Consider the following 16963-nt stretch of genomic DNA (forward strand, 5'->3'; position numbering starts at 1 on the left):
AACATGACCCGCTCGCGTCCCGGTTGGCTCATCGCGCTGTTCGCCGTGATCCTGTCGGTCAGTACGTGGCTGCCATGGCTGACCACCTCGGCCAACGGCGGCGGGCGCGCCAATGCGATCGGCGGCAGTGTCGGCAGCATCGCGCTGCCACCGCGCTTCGGCGTCGGTCAGCTGATCGTGCTGCTAGCGGCCGTCCTGCTGGTGACCGGCGCGATGATCGGCCGGGGACTGTTCACCAGGCTGGCATCGGTTGCCGCCGTGCTGATCTCACTGGCTATCGCAGGGCTGGGGGTGTGGTACTACCGGCTGAACGTGGTCGCGCCGATCATCGCCGGGTATGGGATCTACATCGGGGCCGTGGCCGTGACCGGCGCGCTGGCCTGTTCGGTGTGGGCGCTGGTGTCGGCCGCACGATCGCGGGCTACACGGTGAATCCGCCGTCAACGTTCCAGTTCGCACCGGTGACGTAGCCGGACTCCGGGCCCGCCAGGAAGCTCACGATGGCGGCGACGTCGCTCACCTGCCCGTAGCGCCCCAGTGCCATCACCTTCTTCAGGCCCTCCGGGAACTCGCCACCGTTGTCGGGATTGGCATCAGTATCGATGGGACCGGGCTGCACGTTGTTGACGGTGATGCCCCGCGGACCGAGATCGCGGGCAAGCCCCCGGGTGAACGAGGCCACTGCGCCCTTGGTCATGCCGTATACCGACAATCCGGGGACCGGGATCTTATCGGCGTTGATGCTGCCGATGTTGATGATCCGCGAGCCTTCGCCCAGGTGCTTCACCGCGCTGCGCACCGCCCAGTACATTCCGCCGATGTTGACCGCCACAAGACGGTCGTACTCTTCGGCCGGAAACTCATCGATCGGGGCAATATGAGCAACCGCAGCGTTGTTCACCAGCACATCCAAGCCGCCGAGTTCGGCGACAGCTTGCTCGACTGCGGCCGTGATCTGGGCGGGATCGGCCGAGTCGGCCTTGATCGCAACGGCCTTACCGCCGTTGGCGGCGACTTCGGCGACGAGTTTCTCGGCATCGGTCGCTGAGGCCGAATAGGTAAAGGCCACGGCGGCTCCATCGGCGGCCAACCGCCGTACCGTCTCCCGGCCGATTCCGCGCGAACCTCCGGTGACCAGCGCGCGCCGTCCGGTCAGGGTTGCTGTGCTCATGTCGTCGCCTCCAGACAATTACGAACCGAAATGTTACTAAGTATGCTGAGGTCAAGCGGGGATTGCGGGAGCTGCATTCCTGCTGTGAGCGACATCACAGGAAGGGTGGGGTGTGCGATGGCGGTGGGGCGGCCCCGGGAATTCGACCCCGATCAGGTCGTGGACCAGGCGATGACGCTGTTCTGGGCGCGCGGCTTCGACGGCGTCTCGATCTCAGACATCGCGGCGGCGACGAACACCAATCGCCGCAGCATTTACGCGGAGTTCGGCTCCAAACAGAAGCTGTACGAGCGGGCGGTCCAGCATTACCTCGCCGGGCAGGGCGGTTATGTCATGGACGCGTTGGCGATGCCGAGCGCCCGCGGCGTTGCCGAAGCGCTGGTGCACGGCGCGGCCGAAACGTCTAGCAGCGGTCCGCGTGGTTGCCTGACGCTCGACAGTGGACCGGGAACCGCCGAGATGCGTGAGGCCACGGTGCACCGGATCGCCGAGCGATTCGACGGCGCGGTGGCCGACGGCGAACTGTCCGGCGTGGACACCGTGGTGCTCGCGCGTTGGATTGCCGCGGTCTGTCAGGGCATCGCGATCCAGGCGCGCAGCGGAGCAGACCGCGCGGATCTGCACGCACTGGCCGACCTGGCATTGGCTGGCTGGCCCGCCGGCCGTTAGCCGGTCAGCGCAGCGCGGCAATGACTTTCGCGAAAGCTGCGGCGTGATTCTGCTGGACCGTGAAATAGCTCAACCCGTACCGGCGGCGGTAGTCGCGCAACGTGTCGGCCATCTCGCGCGGTGACCCGGATAACACGGCGGGCATGGCCAGCAGCTCCTGGTTCGACAGGGTCGGGGCGAACTGGCGAGTCAGCGTGAGGTCGGGAATCCCGGAGGCGTCGGTCGGCACGGCCGTTATGGCCAGGTTCAGTTCCAGGGCATCGAACCGATCACCGGCAGCCGCGCGGACAAAGGAGATGCGTTCTGCCAATGGGTCTTCCGCGTCGGCTACCCGCGACCCGGTCAGGCCCACGATGTCGGCGTGCCGGGCGGCCACCGTAAGCAGCCGATCGCCACTGCCGGCGATCAGGATCGGTACCCGAGGCTGGTGAGTCGCCACATAGGTTGTCACGTGCTCCAGGTACTCGATGCGCCGGGCGGCACTGGGGAACGGCAACTCGGCGGCCGCGAACTCCGCGCGAACATAGCCGGCACCCAGTCCGACCTCCAGTCGGCCCCCGGACAGCAGATCGGTGTCGGCGATGTCGCGGGTCAGCAGCGCCGGCTTGTAGAAGCAGGCGTTGAGCACGTAGGTGCCCAGCCGGATCGTCGTGGTGGCCGCCGCGGCCGCCACCAGGGCGGGGAAGGGGGCCGGAGCACCGAGATGATCCGGCACGTGGAGCACATCGAAGCCGAATTCCTCCATGCGACGAGCCATCTCGGCCAGCCCGGCCGCCGACCGGATCGAATGCAAACCCACACCGAAGCGAAACTGCTTGTCCACCAACTACCTCCTACCTAGCCCAGGTGCGGGCCGCGGCCGTCAGGCCACGCACCAGCGCCGACGTCACCGGCGACAGGCCGTCCGCGCCGGGCGGCTGGCTGCGAGGACTGATGCCCCGCACCCGCGGCGACAGTTCCAGCTGGGTCCCGCCGCCCCGCACTTGATTCACCGGATTCGCCGGGTGCAGGCCCCGCAATCCGACCGGGATCGCGTTCAGATCGGTGATCACCTGATAGCCCGGCAGATCGAGGCATCGGGCGACGTGCGCGGCCAGCCGGCGGTTGCAGCCCCCGGCCAGCAGCTGCGTGCTGCGCCCGATCCGGCCGTACCCGTGCAGCGACACCACGACGTCGACATGGTCGAGGAACTCGGCAAGCCGTGCCGACTCCGCGGCGAGGTAGCGGGCCGAGGGCAGGTGGCGCGGATACCCATCGGGATGCCGCACCAGGTACACCGATGCGTCGGCGGCCTCGGCGGCGCGGTCGGCGATCACGTCGGTCATCTGCTCCAGACCCCCACCGTGAACGGCCAGGAATCCGAAGCGCGACCGCAGGTGGCTCTCCTCGATGACCCCGGGGTCGGCCAACAGTTCCGAGAGTGACTGGGGCGCCGCGTCATTGCCGGGTGGGGTGCGCAGCGGCCACTGGACCGGATCCCAGCGGCGGAGAAACTCGATCCACGCCGGGGGCAGCCCATGTTGGCCGGCCGCGCCGATGATGCGTTCCAGGTAGCCGTCCCGCGGCGCACCAGGCTGCACCCGATGGTCGATATACACCCACGCCGGCGCTGACCCGTCGGTGGTGTGCACCGTCAGCCGATCACGGCGGTAGCGCACCGGCACACCTTCGGCGCTGTCCAACGCGGCCAGGTCGCGATCGGACACCCGCCACAGCACCCCGTGCACCCGCGAACCCGGGAACGGCTCAACGGTGGCGACCCCGCGCTGGTTGATCAGCCAATCGTGGTCGGCCAGCACCGCCGGGCGGGGATCGCACGCCTCGGGGCAGCGGCGCGCCATCTGCTGTGCGCACAGGTTGGACCCGTACGCGAAGTAGGCATGCCGCGTCATCGACATTCAGCGTGGCGGCCGTGCCGGAGTGGGAGGTGGTGGAGCTGGCCGGGTATCCGGGCCGGCCGTCTCAAGCGGTTGCGCCTCGGGGAAAACCCACTTGCCGGAGAGGATCTCCCGCTTGGGCTGGTAGAGCCGGACCAGGTAGTTCCATCCCGGGGTGATCGGCAGGCAGTTGGGCGTGTTGCTGGCCGTGCACCCGCCGAACTGCACGGTGACCGAGTTGTCCTCTGCCTTCGTCGCGGTGATGTCGTTGACCGAGTAGGCCTGTTGCGGGTTCTCGGTGAAGTAGCCGTTCTTGTTGTAGACGCTGACCGACCAGAAGGCTTTCACCGGAACGTCTTTGACGGTCAGCCGGTACACGGTGTGGCCGTCGTTGCGGGTCGGGGTGACATTGAGGTACAGCGCGTCGGTCTCGGGGTTGCCGCCCCAGGCCGCAGCGGCCCCGATCAGATGCCGCACCGGGTCGGTGTCGGCCAAGGTGCCGAACATGCCCCGGGTGTCTGGAATGGTCTCGGCCAACTCCAGCAGCGCGTCGCTGACCTTCTTCTGGCTGACCGGATCCCACCGCGGCACATCGAAGCTGCCCGAGTTCTCCTGGGCCACCGTGATCTGGTCCTGCAAGCCGCGTGCCGTGGCCAGATCCGCCGGATCCTTGGGGTCGGCCAGGATGCGGACAGTGACCATGACGTAACGGGTGCCGACCTGCCGTTGATCGAGCGTGTGTTCGCCGCTGCCGTAGAACATGTCGGTGACGTACTCGTCCTGGCTGATCACCTGCGCCGACATGTACCGCTCACCCGGATCGGGCAGCGTGATCGTCACCGGCGCGGCCTGCGAGTCGAACACCGCCGCGGAATACAAGGTGTCCCGGTTGGGCCGCACCACCAGCTGCCGGTCGATCGTGGTGACATCACGCATGTGGAAGAAACGGCCGAAGCCGTTCTCGTTGACGACGTTGGTGAATTCCTGGTCGGTGACGGCCCGCACGAAGTTGTCCGGTGTCACCAACACCATGCCGTTCGGGGTGCTGCGGGCCTGGTGCGTCAGCGGGTCCGGGCCGGCTTTGGTCACCGTCAGTCCACAGCCGGAGAGTGCCAGTGCCGCTAGGCCGAACGTAGAAACCCACCGCTTCCACATGCAGGGCAACCTACCCCCTGCAGTTTGCGGGCGGGCTATTGCACACAGTCTTGCCCGCACGTATGGTCCGAATGAGATTTAACCGTCAATAGGTCGAGTAAATAGTTAACCAATGTGAGGAGAGCGGCCGTGGACCTGACCGGGAGCGCCGAATCGACACGCTCTTCTCGGAGTCAGGCCCGGCGGTTCGGGATCGCCGCAGCAGCAGTCGGCAGCGCGCTGTCGATGGTGGTGGGCACTCCGTTGGTCACTGCTGGCAGCGCCGCACCCGCGGTGGCATTGACCGCGGGATATCAGCAGGCACTCGATGACCTGCTCGCTGCCATGAAGCAAGCCGTCGCCAATGACCTGTCCCTGCCCTACGCCTCACCCGGCGACGCGGACACGCTGATGACGATGTTGCAGAACACCAACTACGAACTGATCACCACCGGGTTGTCGCGGGTCACCGAGCTGTTCAACGGGGTGTTCTTCCAATCGCCCGAAGTGGTCGCCGGCAATGTCGCCGACTCTCGCCAATACTTCGACTACTTCACCCCCGACATCTACTACCACGTCACCGCGGGGCTGGCGCCCGGCGCGACGTACAAGCTCACCGGAACCCTCGGCGGGGGAACCGAGCACTTGTCGATCAGCACCACGGCCGTCACCGGTGCCACCGCCCACACCATCGAGGATCTGGAACTCAACCACGGCCTGGTGGTCGACGCCAACGGCAACTTCACCGTCTACATCGGACCCGAAGCGCCGGCCGGCGCCGTCAACTTCCTGGATTCCACGGACGCCACCGTCGGCGGCGCCGCGTCCCTGCTGATCCGCGACATGATGGGCGACTGGGCCAAGGGGCCCGGCAACATCAGCCTGCAGTGTGTCGCCGACTGCCCGCCGTTCTTCTCCATCCCCGCCGGCGGCTTCTTCCCCACGGAGGGGGGTGGAACCGACGTGCCGAGCGGGCCGGCCAACATCGGCTCCGTCGACGACGTGTTGAACATGCTGTTCAGCGCCTTCGCCCAGATCGTCGTCCCGTTCAACCAGCGCAGCATCGAAGGTGGGGCCTCGGTGGGCATGGAGGTGCCCGCCAACACGATGATGACGCTGGCGCCGGAGACCAGCTACGGAGTCGGTCTGGAGTCCGCGGTCGTCACCGGCGGCAACTGGGATCTGGATCCCGGTGAGGCGCTGATCCTGAAGGTGCCGACCGTCGAGGCGGCCTACAGCGGCATCGAGCTGATGAACGTATACGGTGGTGCGCTGCCCTATGTGATGGCCCAGACCACCCTCAACAACACCACCACCTACCATGCCGATGACGGCTACACCTATTACGTTGTGAGCGCGACGAATCCGGGCGTGGCCAACTGGCTCGACACCGGCGGACTCAGCACAGGTGAGATCTTCGCGCGCTTCGAGAACGTCACCGATCGTGCCGACGCGCTCGGCCTGGGTGTGGAGACGCACGTGGTGTCGATTGACGACATCGACCAGTACCTGCCCACCGACACGCCGACCGTCAGCCCCGAAGAGTTCGCCGCCGACATGGCCCGACGGGTGTTCTCCTACGACTACGCGCTGGATGTGTCGCGGATCCACGCCCAGCCCGCGTGGGTGCTGCAGCATCTTGAGCTGAACGCGCTGTCGGCCCTAATGGGCAAGGAGGACTTCGAGTCGGTGTTCGGCAGCCAGCCCTTCACTCCGATCGACCTGCGGTTCACCGACGCGCTGAGCCCGGACTGGGATGCGGTCATGCGCAGCGTCTTCGAGCACCCGATGGAAAGCCTGACCTCGGTGTGGAATGCCCTGCCGGTGCTGACCAGCGACATCACCCTGCCGATCACGCTGGCGCTGGCCCAGACCGCTATGGCGGTGGTGATGCCGCAGATGCTGGTCACTGCCCTCAACGACGCGCTGTTCAACCCGAACACCAGCATCCTGTCCGGTCTGCTCAACGCCCGCGACGACCTGGCGACGGTGATCCTGAGCGGCAACAGCGACTGGCCGACCGAACTGAGCGCGCAGGCGGCCCAGCAGTGGGCCAACATGGCCGACCTGATCGCGAACACCCCGAGCTTCGACCTCAACTATCTGTTCGGCGGCTGATCCAGCCGTTGACGTCCCGAAAAACGTAACAATCTGGTAACTCGGCGCTGCTTGCCTGCTTGGCGGCAGCTGAGGACGATTGGGCCATGGCTCATGGCCGTCCCAGGACGGCAAAACTGGCTACCCGGAAGGGGACCGCACGCCGCGGTTGGCGCGCGGTGGGGGTGACCGCGGCCAGCGTGTACTCCGCGGTGGGGCTGGGGCTGCTGGCGGCGCCCGAAGCCCAGGCCGATGAGTTCGACGTGATCATCGACCAGGTCCTCAATGCGATCACCGGGTTCTTGGAGCAGGACTCGGTCAGCAGTGTGTTGGGTCCGCAGCTGGACACCGAGCTCGTCAGCTGGTTCAACAGCCTCGATCCGGTTGCCCCGGTCAGCGTTGACGCGTCGCTGATGAGCCAGAACCTGCTGGTCAACCCGGGCTTCGAAATAGCCGATCCCTCCGGGTCGGGCTACAGCGGGGTGACCATACCGGGCTGGACGGAGACCGGCACCCCGACCGTGATCGCCTACGGCAGCCCGGTCGGTTATCCGTCGCCACTGTCATTTCCCCTTCCGACGGTGACGGGCCTGTTTGGCTTTCCGCAGGATGCGCCGCCAGGCGGCGGCGACAATTTCGCCGGCGGCGGCCCGGTGGGCACGTCCAGCATCAGCCAAACCGTCGACCTCACCGGCGCCGCCGGAACGCCGTACTCGCTGAGCGCGGATCTCGGCGGCCAAACCTGGAACCCGTCCTACGCCTCAGTGCAGGTCACCTTCTATGACGCCAATGGAGACGTGCTCGGCACCGGCGCGCTCAATCCGGTCACGGTATGGGATCGCCTGGGCTTCACCGGGTTCGAGCAACGCGAGATCACCGGGACGGTTCCCGAGGGCACCACCTCCGCAACGGTGACCACCACCTTCACCGACACCAACCAGTACCTCGGCGCCTACAACGGCGCCTACGCCGACAACGAGTCGTTCACCGTCGGCGATCCAAACCTCGCCCCGGCGCCGCTGCTCCCACCGGACTCCGATGTCGGCCACCTGGATCACGTGTTCGTGATCTACATGGAGAACAAGGGCTTCGACGACATCGTCGGCAGCCCCAACGCGCCGTACATCAACAGCCTGATCAACACCTACGGGTCTGCGAACAACTACTACGCGCTGAGCCACCCCAGTGATCCCAACTACATCCGGGTCCTGGGCGGATCGGACTTCGGCATCGACTACAACTCCGCCCCGAACTCCATCGACGCACCGAACCTCATGCAAGAAATGGATCAGGCGGGCATTTCGTGGGCCGGCTACGCGCAGAGCATGCCGTCCCCAGGGGCCATCGTGTCATCGGGGGACTACGCCGTCGACGAATTGCCCTTTACCCAATTCAGCTACGTCTACGGCAACACCCCCGACTACCTGGAAGAGCACCTGCTTCCGTTGACGCAGTTGGCCACCGATCTCGCACACCCGAGCACCTTCCCGGGATTCACCTGGATCGCGGCCAACGAGGACAACAACATGGAAGGCCCGGTCGATACGTTTAGTGGGATTCTGCAGTTCATCGCCACCCAGTTGACCGACCATCAGTACAACGTCGCGGCGGGCGACCAGTTCCTCCAGCAAGAGATCTCCACCATCGAGAACTCGGCACTGTGGACTGACCCGACGCAGAAGGACGCGATCATCGTCACGTTCGACGAGGACAACAACAACTTGTCGCTGGGCTTCGGCAACCAAGGCAATCACGTTCCGATGATCGTCATCCCGAGCGAGGGCGCGGTGACGCTCGGTGGAATGCAATCCGGCAACTTCACCACCGACGACTACTACAACCAGTACAGCCTGCTGGCCACCATCGAAGACGCCCTGCGCACCGCGCCCGGAACACTGGCCCCGCTCACCGACAACGACATGTACGCCACACCGATGAATGCCTTCTGGAAGTGATGGTGCCCCGGGCAGCAAGTGATTCCTCTTGAGGCCCGGGTGTTGGCCCCGGCTAGTCGCTACGGGTCAGTCTCGAGTTCTTGAACTCGATCACCTCGGGTCGATAGATCGCGTAAGCGACGCTGCCGCTGGCCATTCCAGGCGGTAGGCACGCGAGTCCAGCCCAGATCCTACGATCACCGCCTGCCGGATGCCGGCGGATAACACGCTGGGAAAGAAACCATCGAAGAATCGCGCGCGTACGGCGAAAAAAGCCATCATCCAACCGGTTTCAACGTCGGCGAGCGCCGGCTCACCGCTGGCCAACCGGGCGAACAGCTCGACACCGACAGCGCGGACGAGGGGTTCGCCGAACGGATCATTGATGATTGGCTCCGCTTGCCTGCTGGCCGCTGCCGTGGCTGCGGCTGCCATGGTTGCCGGTCACGCTGTGAATGCCGGTAACGTTATGCCGACAGCTGCATTCTCCTCTGCCGTTGCCAGTCGGTAACCGAAGCGGTTTGCAGTCTCGGCGAAGCGCGCCACTTCGCGAGCAGTCGGCGGTGGGGAACCAATTGGGCGACCGACTTCCCGAAAGAACCGGCCCATGACTGCCGTTGTGATGACCAGATCGACAGCGGGTTCGCCGGACAGATTGCGATGGGCGTGTGGGGCATTGCCGGCCACGCGGATGTAATCGCCGGGGTGGGCATCGCGCCATTGCGGGCCGTCCTCGCCCTCGACGACAACTTGGTGACCACCCGCGAGGATGAAGAAATCTTCAAAGTCGTCGTGGCTGTGCAGCGGGACGGTGACCCCGGGCGGAAGGACCGCGCGCATGACGCAAATCTGCTCGTTGTCCTTCGGCGTCAGGAACTCAATGATCGGTCCGAAAACGTCCACCGTTGGCCCTCCGGTTCCGTCAGCAAGTCGGCCGAAGATAGCGCCTGTGTCATTGGGCGGTGTCATTCTTTCTGTTTGCCTCTCAAAAGTATTCGGAGTAGTGACGTCGGCATGTCAGCCGTCAGCATCGGTTACACCAATGCCAAGTCTTCGCCGCCCCAGCTGGTTCCGGAGGGCGAGCTGCCCCAATACCGTCCATGGTTCGAGACGTGCGTCGATTTTGGGGGCGAGTCGTGCGGCCCCGACGTACGGCGATCTCATCACCGATCGCGGGAACAGTGAGCCGAGATGGTCGGGCAGCCAAAACGAGTCCATCCAGTTCCCAACCGCGGTGAGATAACTGGCGCTTGCCAACGCTGACGGTGAGTAGCGCGTGTGAAGCGGTTGTTCTATCAGACCGCCCCTAAACACGGCTAAGCCCTTTCACTTGGGCGCGGATTGTGGCCACGGCGACGATCACGAAGGACACCACCATGCGGAATTCCTCGTCGATAGCGTGGATTTCGATGCAACGGACGAGGGCGACCAGTCCAAGACTTCAAGCATCACTTACCCGGTAATTCCCTATGGTGCCGTCTTATCTGGGAAGGTCGGTCGCGGTGGTGTCTCGGGGCACCATCGGTGACGTCGCCTTCTGAGCTACTCCCCGCTTTCGCGACTTCTTGAGTACCCGAAGCATTGTCGACGGGCGCAGCAAGTGGGAGGGTCGGTCAACCAGGTTCATCGACCGCAGAAATTGCTGGACCACTGCTGGATCGGTTTCGGCGGCGGCCAGCACCCGGTCCAGGTAAGCGTTGAAGATCCGCATAGACAGCGATCGCCTCCCCGCTATTTGGGGCAAAGCCAGGTCTGAAGCCACCGCCGCCTGCCAGGCCACACGGATCTCTTTGGCCGACGCGCGAAAGAAACGCTGCGGTAGGTTGCGGTCGCCTTGCTGCAGGCAGTGGCGCAGGACGTGCGCTTCGATGGCGGCCACCGACATGCCCTGCCCGTAGAGTGGATTGAAGTTACATAGTGCGTCCCCCATGACGATCAGGCCGCCGGGCATTCGCCCCAACTGGTCGTAGCGGCGCCACCTGTTCGAGGGAAACCGATAGTGGGTCATGTCGGCGAGTGGCTCGGCGCGGCGCGCGGCGTCCAGCACGTGCCTGGGCGCCATGTCGGCCAGGCAGTCCAGCAGCGCGGCGCGATCGGCGGGCGGTTTTTGTCCGGCCACCGTCTGGACCGCAAGCCGATAGGTGTCGTTCTCGCCGGCGAACATCGCGAAGCACACAGGACGGTTCGGCTCGGGGCCGCTGAAGGCGAGGTACTCGCGCAACGTGCCCGGCGGTAGGTGGACCGGCAGGCCGGCGTAGCTGACGTGCACCGTGAGCTGGTCTTCGCGGGGGCGAGGAAAGCCCAGTTCGTCGAGAAACACCGGTGCCCGTGAGCCACGTCCGGTGGCGTCCACGACAAGGTCGGCCGCCAGGGTCGTCTGGGCGCCAGAGTCGCGCCGCGCCACCACAACACCGGTCACGCGGTCCCGTTTCGGAACCGATGTCAATCTCACCGCATCGTGACCCTGCACGATCTCCACGTTGGGAACGGCAAGCGCCCTGCGACGCAGGATCCACTCGATGAACGGCCGGCTGACGTAGTAGCTGACTATCGAATCAGGGTCGGGAATCGTGCCAGATCGCAAGAACCGGTGCCCGCCAAACGATACCCAAAACCGTGACAGGTCACCGTCGTTCCACACCCGCGCGCCACCGGCGACCAGCTCGTCGACGAAACCGGGAAACAGCTCACCCATGATCTGCACCCCGCGCGCTGCCGGAAGGTGGGGCAGGTCGCCTTGCGCCACACCGCGACGGGGCGCCGGTCCGTCTGGGAGGATATCTCGTTCGACCACTGTCACACTGTTGTAGAAGTCAGCAAGCACCCCGGCGGCCAATAACCCACCGATGCTGGCCCCAAGTACGACTGCGGACTCGCCAAGTTCGGGCCCGTTGTCTCCTTGCCATGGCGAGGCTGTGTTGATGGGCGGTCCGATCGACATCTACTGCCTTTCATGGGTATTAGGTTCGGGCTTCTTACAGCGCGGCAGACGATGGCGCGTGAACCTCCTCGCTTACGCAACCTTCGAAACAGTCTGCTGGAAACAAGGTCTGTCCGCCGACGGCTATTTGAGCCGTCCTTCCCACAAGATCGGACGCGGCCGGCCCATACTCGGACCCGCCTGTCGGCCAACATAACTGGTTGTGGGATGCGGACTTAGTACCTAAATTGCTGATGTCGGAGAACATGCCGGCCACCAGAGCCACCCGATCCCGGCGGCACTCCAAATCAGCAGCATCGTGAATCGCCGTGGGTTTGATGGCGGCTCGGGCTATGGGATTTCGACCAGGGTTTGGTCGGTACGTTGCCCAGCGTAGAAGGTGTCTTCGAACTCGGCCGGAGGCACGTCGTTGAGGTAGCCGTGGAGCCGGGCCGTGTTGTGCCAGTGAACCCAGCTCAGGGTGGCCAGTAGACGTCTTCGGCGGTCTTCCACGGCCCGCTCCGGGTGGGTCCGTAGATCAGCTCGGCACGTTCCCGCGTCATCAAGTGCGCACCGGTGCACATCCGGGAATGGTCATCGATACCGGTCAATGCTTTGGCGCTGGCGCCATCGGCCAGCGGGAACCCGCCGACGATATCCATCTGCCACAGCCCCATCGCAGCGCTACGTTCCCGCGTTTCCATTTCCGCGACCGCCGCTGCCGCGACTCGGCATCGATCATGGCGGCCCGCACCAGCGCCCAAACCGCCGACGCCGACGGCAGCGGCCTCATACCCCGCTTATCCAGCTCGAACACCAACCGCCGCGGCCCCCGATACGGCCGCGACCGCGGCAACTCCAACACCACCGCCTCAACCTCGGCCGGCATCTGATGCGGACAGTGCACCGGCCGATGCGACCGGTCCTTGAGCCCTTCGAAGCCCTCGGCTTCATACCGGGCCAGCCAGCCATGCATCGTCTGCCGCGACACATTCGCCTGTTCAGCGGCCTGCGCCGCTTGATACCGCTGCTCAGCCACGCTCAACTCCCTCATCCAGGGAGTGTCAAGGATCAACCGAAGTAACTGTCAACCATCAGCCGAAACACTGTCAGCCATCACCCGAAGCCGAAACGTCGAGCATCACCCGACGTCATACAGAAGTAATGGTGCCCCCGGGCAGATTCGAACTGCCGACACCGGCTTTAGGAGAGCCGTGCTCTATCCCCTGAGCTACGGGGGCGGGGATCTGTGGAAATAGGTGTTGAGAACTCTAGTGGATCGCCGAGAGACGCACGGTGCGAGACGGTGCGTTCGCCGTTCTGGCCTCAATCGCCGCTCGCAGCTCTGCTCCGCTGGTAGTGCCGGCGCGCCTTCATGCGGTTGCCGCAGATGGCCATCGAGCACCACCGGGCCGTGTTGGGTTTGCTGCGATCGATCAGGAACAACCGGCAGTCGGGATTGGCGCAGGGCCGAAGACGCCCGGGACTGGAGATCCGTAGCGCGTCCCAGGCGAGGATCGCCCGCGCGGCGGCCGGCGGGGTCGCCTGCGTGGTCAGTGTCCAGGTCAGGCCGTCGTCGCTGAGAGCGGGGGACAGGCCGACTCCGTCCAGGAACGGCTGTAGTGCCCGCGGCGACCGGTCGCCGCGCACCACGTCTTGCAGGGCAGTCCGTACGTCGACGAGTTCTTGTAGCTGCTGCTCGTTTGCCGGGCCGGCGTCGCGGGAATCCAACCAGGCTTGTGCGGTAACCGGGTCTTCGAGTTCGTCGCGGGCCACGCCGTCGATGACGGGGGTGGAGTTGAGCAAGTCCAACAGCAACGCCTCGTCGCCGGGCCCGGCCGCAACGATATCCATATAACCTCCAAATGCCTATTGACAGGTTACATCAGAGGTGCTTGGCTCCTAACTATCAAAATCAAGTTAAGGAGTTAGACATGGTGGCTACGGTGCGACACCACTACGCGGCCGTCGACGGGCGCCGGTTGTTCTACCGCGAGGCGGGAAGCGCCGATGCACCGGCGATCGTGCTGCTGCACGGCTTTCCAACAAGCTCGTACATGTTCCGGGACCTCATCACCCGCCTGGGCGAGGACTATCACGTCGTCGCCCCCGACTACCTCGGCTTCGGCTACTCGGATATGCCGCTGGTGACCGAGTTCGACTACACCTTCGACAATCTCGCGGCGCTCACCCAGAAGCTGCTGGATCAGCTCGGGTTGGACCGCTACGCGATCTATGTTCAGGATTACGGGGCGCCGATCGGATGGCGACTGGCGCTGAGCCGGCCCCACACCATCAGTGCGATCGTCACGCAGAACGGCAACGGCTACGACGAGGGCTTCATCGAGAGCTTCTGGAAAACCGTCTGGGACTACCAGCGTGAGCAGACTGCCGAGACCGAGGCGGCCATCCGCACAGCGCTGACTGTCGAGTCGCTCAAATGGCAGTACCTGACCGGTGCACCGGATGAGTCTGTGGTCAGCCCCGACACGTGGACCCTGGACAGCGCACTGCTGTCCCGGCCGGGCAACGACGAGATTCAGCTCGCGCTGTTCCGGGACTACGCGACCAATCCGCCGATGTACCCCGCACTACACGAGTACCTGCGCACCAGCAGAGTCCCGGTGCTGGCCGTCTGGGGACAAGGGGACCCGATCTTCGGCCCGGACGGCGCCCGGGCATTCGACCGGGACGCCCAAGACGCCGAAATCCATCTGCTCGACGGCGGCCACTTTCTGCTGGAGACGGCCGCCGAGGAAATCGGGCAGTTGGTCAAGGACTTCTTGTACCGGGTCAACGGGCGGTGACGGCCATGTCCGGCATCGAGCGGCCCGCCGTGCTGGTCTTCGACGTCAACGAAACCCTTCTCGACATCGAAGCGCTAGAGCCCTTGTTCACAAGGCTTTTCGGTCGGCCCGGTGTGCTACGGGAGTGGTTCGACCAGCTCGTCCTGTACTCGATGACCGTCACCCTGGCGGACTGTTACACCGACTTCAGCTCCCTTGGGCAGGCCGTGTTGCGGATGCTCGCCGAGGTACATGCCGTTGAGTTGTCGGCCAGTGACGCAGCGGCTCTCGCCGACGCGCTGGCCACCATGCCGGCGCATCCCGACGTCGTTCAAGGGCTGTCACGACTGCGTGACGACGGCTACCGGCTGGTGGCGCTGACCAACTCGCCGTTCTATCCCGGTCGTGCGACGGCATTGGAAACCGCGGGTCTCGAAGGTCTTTTCGAGCGCCGGTTCACCGTCGACGAGCTACGGGTCTTCAAGCCCACAACGGCGCTGTATCGGCACACGGCACATGCCCTGGGTGTGCGGCCCTCGGCCTGCATGATGGTCGCCGCGCATGCCTGGGACACCATCGGCGCACAAGCCGCCGGATTCAGCGGCGCCCTCATCACCCGCCGTGGCAACGCGCCGTTGCGCGTCGACGGCGTCTACCAGCCCGCCGTCATCGCAGGAGACCTCGTCGGCCTCGCGCGGCAACTGACCCAGCTTTCCGAAACGTAATACACCAACAACATTCAGAGGAGAATCACCATGACCACGACACCCGCACCGGCTATTCCGACTCACCCAGCGGTGGTGCGAGAAGCCGCGGGCGGCCCGACTATGCGCGCCATCGTTCTCGACGGCTTCGGGGGCCTGGACACCTTGACCTACACCGACATCCCCAAGCCGCTGCCCAAGCAGGGCGAGGTGGTGATCCGGGTCAAGGGATTCGGAATCAACCACGCTGAAATGCATATGCGTCGGGGTGAATGGGCCGAGGCCGCCGAAGTCAGCGGCATCGAGTGCGTCGGCATCGTCGATTCCTGCCCGGGAGGAGAATTCCCGGTCGGCGCCAAGGTCGCGGCGCTGATGGGCGGGCTGGGCCGCACGATCAACGGCAGCTACGCGCAATTCACCCGGGTGCGTGCCGAGAATGTCGCGCTGATCGAATCGGACCTGCCGTGGGCTCAGCTGGCCGCACTTCCGGAAACCTACGCCACTGCCTGGACCTGCCTGTTCCGCAATCTCGGCCTGACTGCCGGCCAGACCCTCGTGATCCGCGGGGCGACATCGTCTTTCGGTCAGGCGGCAGTGAAACTGGCCGTGGAGGCGAAAGCCCACGTGATAGCAACCACGCGTAAGCGGGAACGGTTCGGCTTGCTGACGTCGCTCGGCGCTGAACGTGCCGAGCTGGAGACTCCCGATCTCGGTGCCCACATTGCCGAAGCCAAGCAGGTCGACGCCGTTCTCGACCTCGTCGGCAACAGCACGATTCTGGACTCTTTAGACATGCTGCGCCGAGGCGGTACCGCGTGTTTGGCCGGCTGGCTCGGGGGACTGGACCCGATCGCTGACTTCAATCCGCTGTTACAGATGGCCAGTGGGGTCAACCTCAGCTTCTTCGGCAGCTTCGTGTTCGGCTCCCCGGGGTTCGCGTTATCGGATGTCCCGCTTCAGGACATCGCGAACAAGGTGCGCGACGGTCGCCTGGATGTCAGGCCCTCCCGCGTGTTCACCTTCGACCAGGTTCGCGAAGCGCATCGGGTCATGGAGGCAGGAGAGGCCGGCGGAAAGATGGTGGTGGTCCTCGACTGAGGTCAGTCCGCCAGGTCGGTAGGCGGGGTGTTCACTAGCAGCGGGTCGGGATCCTTGGCCATCGCCAGCAGCCCGCGCACACCGCGGATCATCAGCGGCCAGGTGCGCGGGTTGCGTAGGTTGAGCCCCCCGATGAGCTGCTTGAGCATCGATAAGGTGTCGAAGTAGATCCGTTCGGCGGTCAGGGTCTCGTTCTCGTCGAAGACGAAGTAGGCCGTCATCCGGGTGCGGTGCCGTGATCCGGTCGCCGGTATACCGCCCAGCGGGCCCAAATGCGTGCCCAGGAGCCAGAACTCGACAATCACCGCGTCGGCGCTGTGTCGCAGCGCGATGATCTCGTGGTCTTGGTCGGGGAACGCCACCCGAGTGTCACGGTAGTAGTCGCGGACCTCGGCGTCACCGTCGTGCACGGTCAGCGTGGGGATGATCTCGTAGTGCGGGTGAGGAAACGTGGCCAGCACGTCGTCCCAATCCTGGCGCACCTCGTCGTGAAAATGGTCGAGAACGAGTTTCTCGCGTGCCCGCAACACCTCGGCGGGTGGGATGGCGAAGCGGTCGGTCATGGCATCCTCC

General features: G+C 65.1%; 16 protein-coding genes, 1 tRNA gene and 2 pseudogenes. 7 read left to right on the plus strand and 12 right to left on the minus strand.

The annotated features are described in order from the left end of the window. The first annotated feature begins 3 nt into the window (after positions 1-3). Positions 4-432 (plus strand): hypothetical protein, encoded by a 429-nt coding sequence (locus AC5Y4Q_RS11465; protein ID WP_064923739.1) that lies wholly within the window; start codon positions 4-6, stop codon positions 430-432. Here the strand turns inward: AC5Y4Q_RS11465 and AC5Y4Q_RS11470 are convergent. After that, a complete protein-coding gene (locus AC5Y4Q_RS11470; RefSeq protein WP_499959017.1) occupies positions 422-1171 on the minus strand; it encodes a 3-oxoacyl-ACP reductase family protein in 750 nt (249 codons plus the stop codon). The two genes, AC5Y4Q_RS11465 and AC5Y4Q_RS11470, sit on opposite strands and share 11 nt — an antisense overlap. Positions 1172-1288: 117 nt before the next feature. Here AC5Y4Q_RS11470 and AC5Y4Q_RS11475 point away from each other — a divergent pair, with 117 nt between their 5' ends. Continuing rightward, complete coding sequence (locus AC5Y4Q_RS11475) at positions 1289-1840, plus strand: TetR/AcrR family transcriptional regulator (RefSeq protein ID WP_064923741.1); 552 nt, start codon at positions 1289-1291, stop codon at positions 1838-1840. Positions 1841-1844: 4 nt separating this feature from the next. Here the strand turns inward: AC5Y4Q_RS11475 and AC5Y4Q_RS11480 are convergent, their stop codons facing one another. From AC5Y4Q_RS11480 to AC5Y4Q_RS11490, 3 genes are read right to left on the minus strand one after another with little or no spacing between them, the layout of a single operon-like run. Next, entirely contained in the window at positions 1845-2663 is an 819-nt protein-coding gene (locus tag AC5Y4Q_RS11480) for a TIGR03621 family F420-dependent LLM class oxidoreductase (protein ID WP_499959018.1), read from the minus strand. 10 nt (positions 2664-2673) lie between these two features. Next, entirely contained in the window at positions 2674-3738 is a 1065-nt protein-coding gene (locus tag AC5Y4Q_RS11485; protein WP_185746602.1) for a poly-gamma-glutamate hydrolase family protein, read from the minus strand. Next, positions 3739-4740, minus strand: a complete 1002-nt coding sequence (locus tag AC5Y4Q_RS11490) for a DUF1214 domain-containing protein (protein WP_499959067.1) — start codon at positions 4738-4740, stop codon at positions 3739-3741. A gap of 261 nt (positions 4741-5001) precedes the next feature. Between AC5Y4Q_RS11490 and AC5Y4Q_RS11495 the strand changes: the two genes are divergently transcribed. Both AC5Y4Q_RS11495 and AC5Y4Q_RS11500 read left to right on the plus strand, forming a co-directional pair. Next, the gene (locus tag AC5Y4Q_RS11495) at positions 5002-6969 is read left to right on the plus strand and encodes a hypothetical protein (RefSeq protein ID WP_499959020.1); all 1968 of its coding nucleotides are present in this window, start codon (positions 5002-5004) and stop codon (positions 6967-6969) included. Positions 6970-7133: 164 nt separating this feature from the next. Next, complete coding sequence (locus AC5Y4Q_RS11500; protein ID WP_499959022.1) at positions 7134-8903, plus strand: alkaline phosphatase family protein; 1770 nt, start codon at positions 7134-7136, stop codon at positions 8901-8903. 90 nt (positions 8904-8993) lie between these two features. Here AC5Y4Q_RS11500 and AC5Y4Q_RS11505 read toward each other — a convergent pair whose 3' ends face one another. From AC5Y4Q_RS11505 to AC5Y4Q_RS11535, 7 genes and pseudogenes are all read right to left on the minus strand, one after another. After that, a complete protein-coding gene (locus AC5Y4Q_RS11505) occupies positions 8994-9317 on the minus strand; it encodes a class I SAM-dependent methyltransferase (protein ID WP_499959024.1) in 324 nt (107 codons plus the stop codon). A gap of 9 nt (positions 9318-9326) precedes the next feature. Next, positions 9327-9785 carry a cupin domain-containing protein gene (locus AC5Y4Q_RS11510; RefSeq protein ID WP_499959026.1) on the minus strand — a complete coding sequence of 153 codons (459 nt, stop codon included), beginning with the start codon at positions 9783-9785 and terminating at the stop codon, positions 9327-9329. 577 nt (positions 9786-10362) lie between these two features. Then, complete coding sequence (locus AC5Y4Q_RS11515; protein WP_499959028.1) at positions 10363-11823, minus strand: FAD-dependent oxidoreductase; 1461 nt, start codon at positions 11821-11823, stop codon at positions 10363-10365. A 330-nt stretch (positions 11824-12153) separates the two neighbouring features. Beyond that, a pseudogene (locus AC5Y4Q_RS11520) lies at positions 12154-12353 on the minus strand (IS3 family transposase); the annotation flags it as partial. Next, positions 12339-12856, minus strand: a pseudogene (locus tag AC5Y4Q_RS11525) (helix-turn-helix domain-containing protein); the annotation flags it as partial. The pseudogenes AC5Y4Q_RS11520 and AC5Y4Q_RS11525, both read right to left, overlap by 15 nt. A 111-nt stretch (positions 12857-12967) precedes the next feature. Beyond that, positions 12968-13043, minus strand: a tRNA-Arg gene (locus tag AC5Y4Q_RS11530). Positions 13044-13128: 85 nt separating this feature from the next. Beyond that, a complete protein-coding gene (locus AC5Y4Q_RS11535; protein ID WP_064923747.1) occupies positions 13129-13656 on the minus strand; it encodes a CGNR zinc finger domain-containing protein in 528 nt (175 codons plus the stop codon). Between the two features lie 80 nt (positions 13657-13736). On the opposite strand from AC5Y4Q_RS11535, the gene AC5Y4Q_RS11540 reads away from it, so the two are divergent. The 3 genes from AC5Y4Q_RS11540 to AC5Y4Q_RS11550 are packed head-to-tail and all read left to right on the plus strand — an operon-like array spanning position 13737 to position 16390. After that, positions 13737-14609, plus strand: a complete 873-nt coding sequence (locus AC5Y4Q_RS11540; RefSeq protein ID WP_064923748.1) for an alpha/beta fold hydrolase — start codon at positions 13737-13739, stop codon at positions 14607-14609. A 14-nt stretch (positions 14610-14623) separates the two neighbouring features. Continuing rightward, positions 14624-15313, plus strand: a complete 690-nt coding sequence (locus tag AC5Y4Q_RS11545) for a haloacid dehalogenase type II (protein ID WP_185746604.1) — start codon at positions 14624-14626, stop codon at positions 15311-15313. Between the two features lie 30 nt (positions 15314-15343). Next, positions 15344-16390, plus strand: coding sequence for a zinc-binding alcohol dehydrogenase family protein (locus tag AC5Y4Q_RS11550; RefSeq protein WP_064923749.1), 1047 nt, complete (start codon positions 15344-15346; stop codon positions 16388-16390). 2 nt (positions 16391-16392) lie between these two features. On the opposite strand, the gene AC5Y4Q_RS11555 is transcribed toward AC5Y4Q_RS11550, so the two are convergent. Then, a complete protein-coding gene (locus AC5Y4Q_RS11555) occupies positions 16393-16953 on the minus strand; it encodes an ester cyclase (RefSeq protein ID WP_064923750.1) in 561 nt (186 codons plus the stop codon). Positions 16954-16963: the final 10 nt, after the last annotated feature.

It is taken from the genome of Mycobacterium sp. NGS16, from assembly GCF_059813225.1.

Bases quoted from the DNA above. Each gene is read 5' to 3' on its own strand.
- AC5Y4Q_RS11465 (WP_064923739.1), top strand. From the start codon at position 4: ATGACCCGCTCGCGTCCCGGTTGGCTCATCGCGCTGTTCGCCGTGATC.
- AC5Y4Q_RS11470 (WP_499959017.1), bottom strand. From the start codon at position 1,171: ATGAGCACAGCAACCCTGACCGGACGGCGCGCGCTGGTCACCGGAGGT.
- AC5Y4Q_RS11475 (WP_064923741.1), top strand. From the start codon at position 1,289: ATGGCGGTGGGGCGGCCCCGGGAATTCGACCCCGATCAGGTCGTGGAC.
- AC5Y4Q_RS11485 (WP_185746602.1), bottom strand. From the start codon at position 3,738: ATGTCGATGACGCGGCATGCCTACTTCGCGTACGGGTCCAACCTGTGC.
- AC5Y4Q_RS11505 (WP_499959024.1), bottom strand. From the start codon at position 9,317: ATGGCAGCCGCAGCCACGGCAGCGGCCAGCAGGCAAGCGGAGCCAATC.
- AC5Y4Q_RS11515 (WP_499959028.1), bottom strand. From the start codon at position 11,823: ATGTCGATCGGACCGCCCATCAACACAGCCTCGCCATGGCAAGGAGAC.
- AC5Y4Q_RS11535 (WP_064923747.1), bottom strand. From the start codon at position 13,656: ATGGATATCGTTGCGGCCGGGCCCGGCGACGAGGCGTTGCTGTTGGAC.
- AC5Y4Q_RS11540 (WP_064923748.1), top strand. From the start codon at position 13,737: ATGGTGGCTACGGTGCGACACCACTACGCGGCCGTCGACGGGCGCCGG.
- AC5Y4Q_RS11550 (WP_064923749.1), top strand. From the start codon at position 15,344: ATGACCACGACACCCGCACCGGCTATTCCGACTCACCCAGCGGTGGTG.
- AC5Y4Q_RS11555 (WP_064923750.1), bottom strand. From the start codon at position 16,953: ATGACCGACCGCTTCGCCATCCCACCCGCCGAGGTGTTGCGGGCACGC.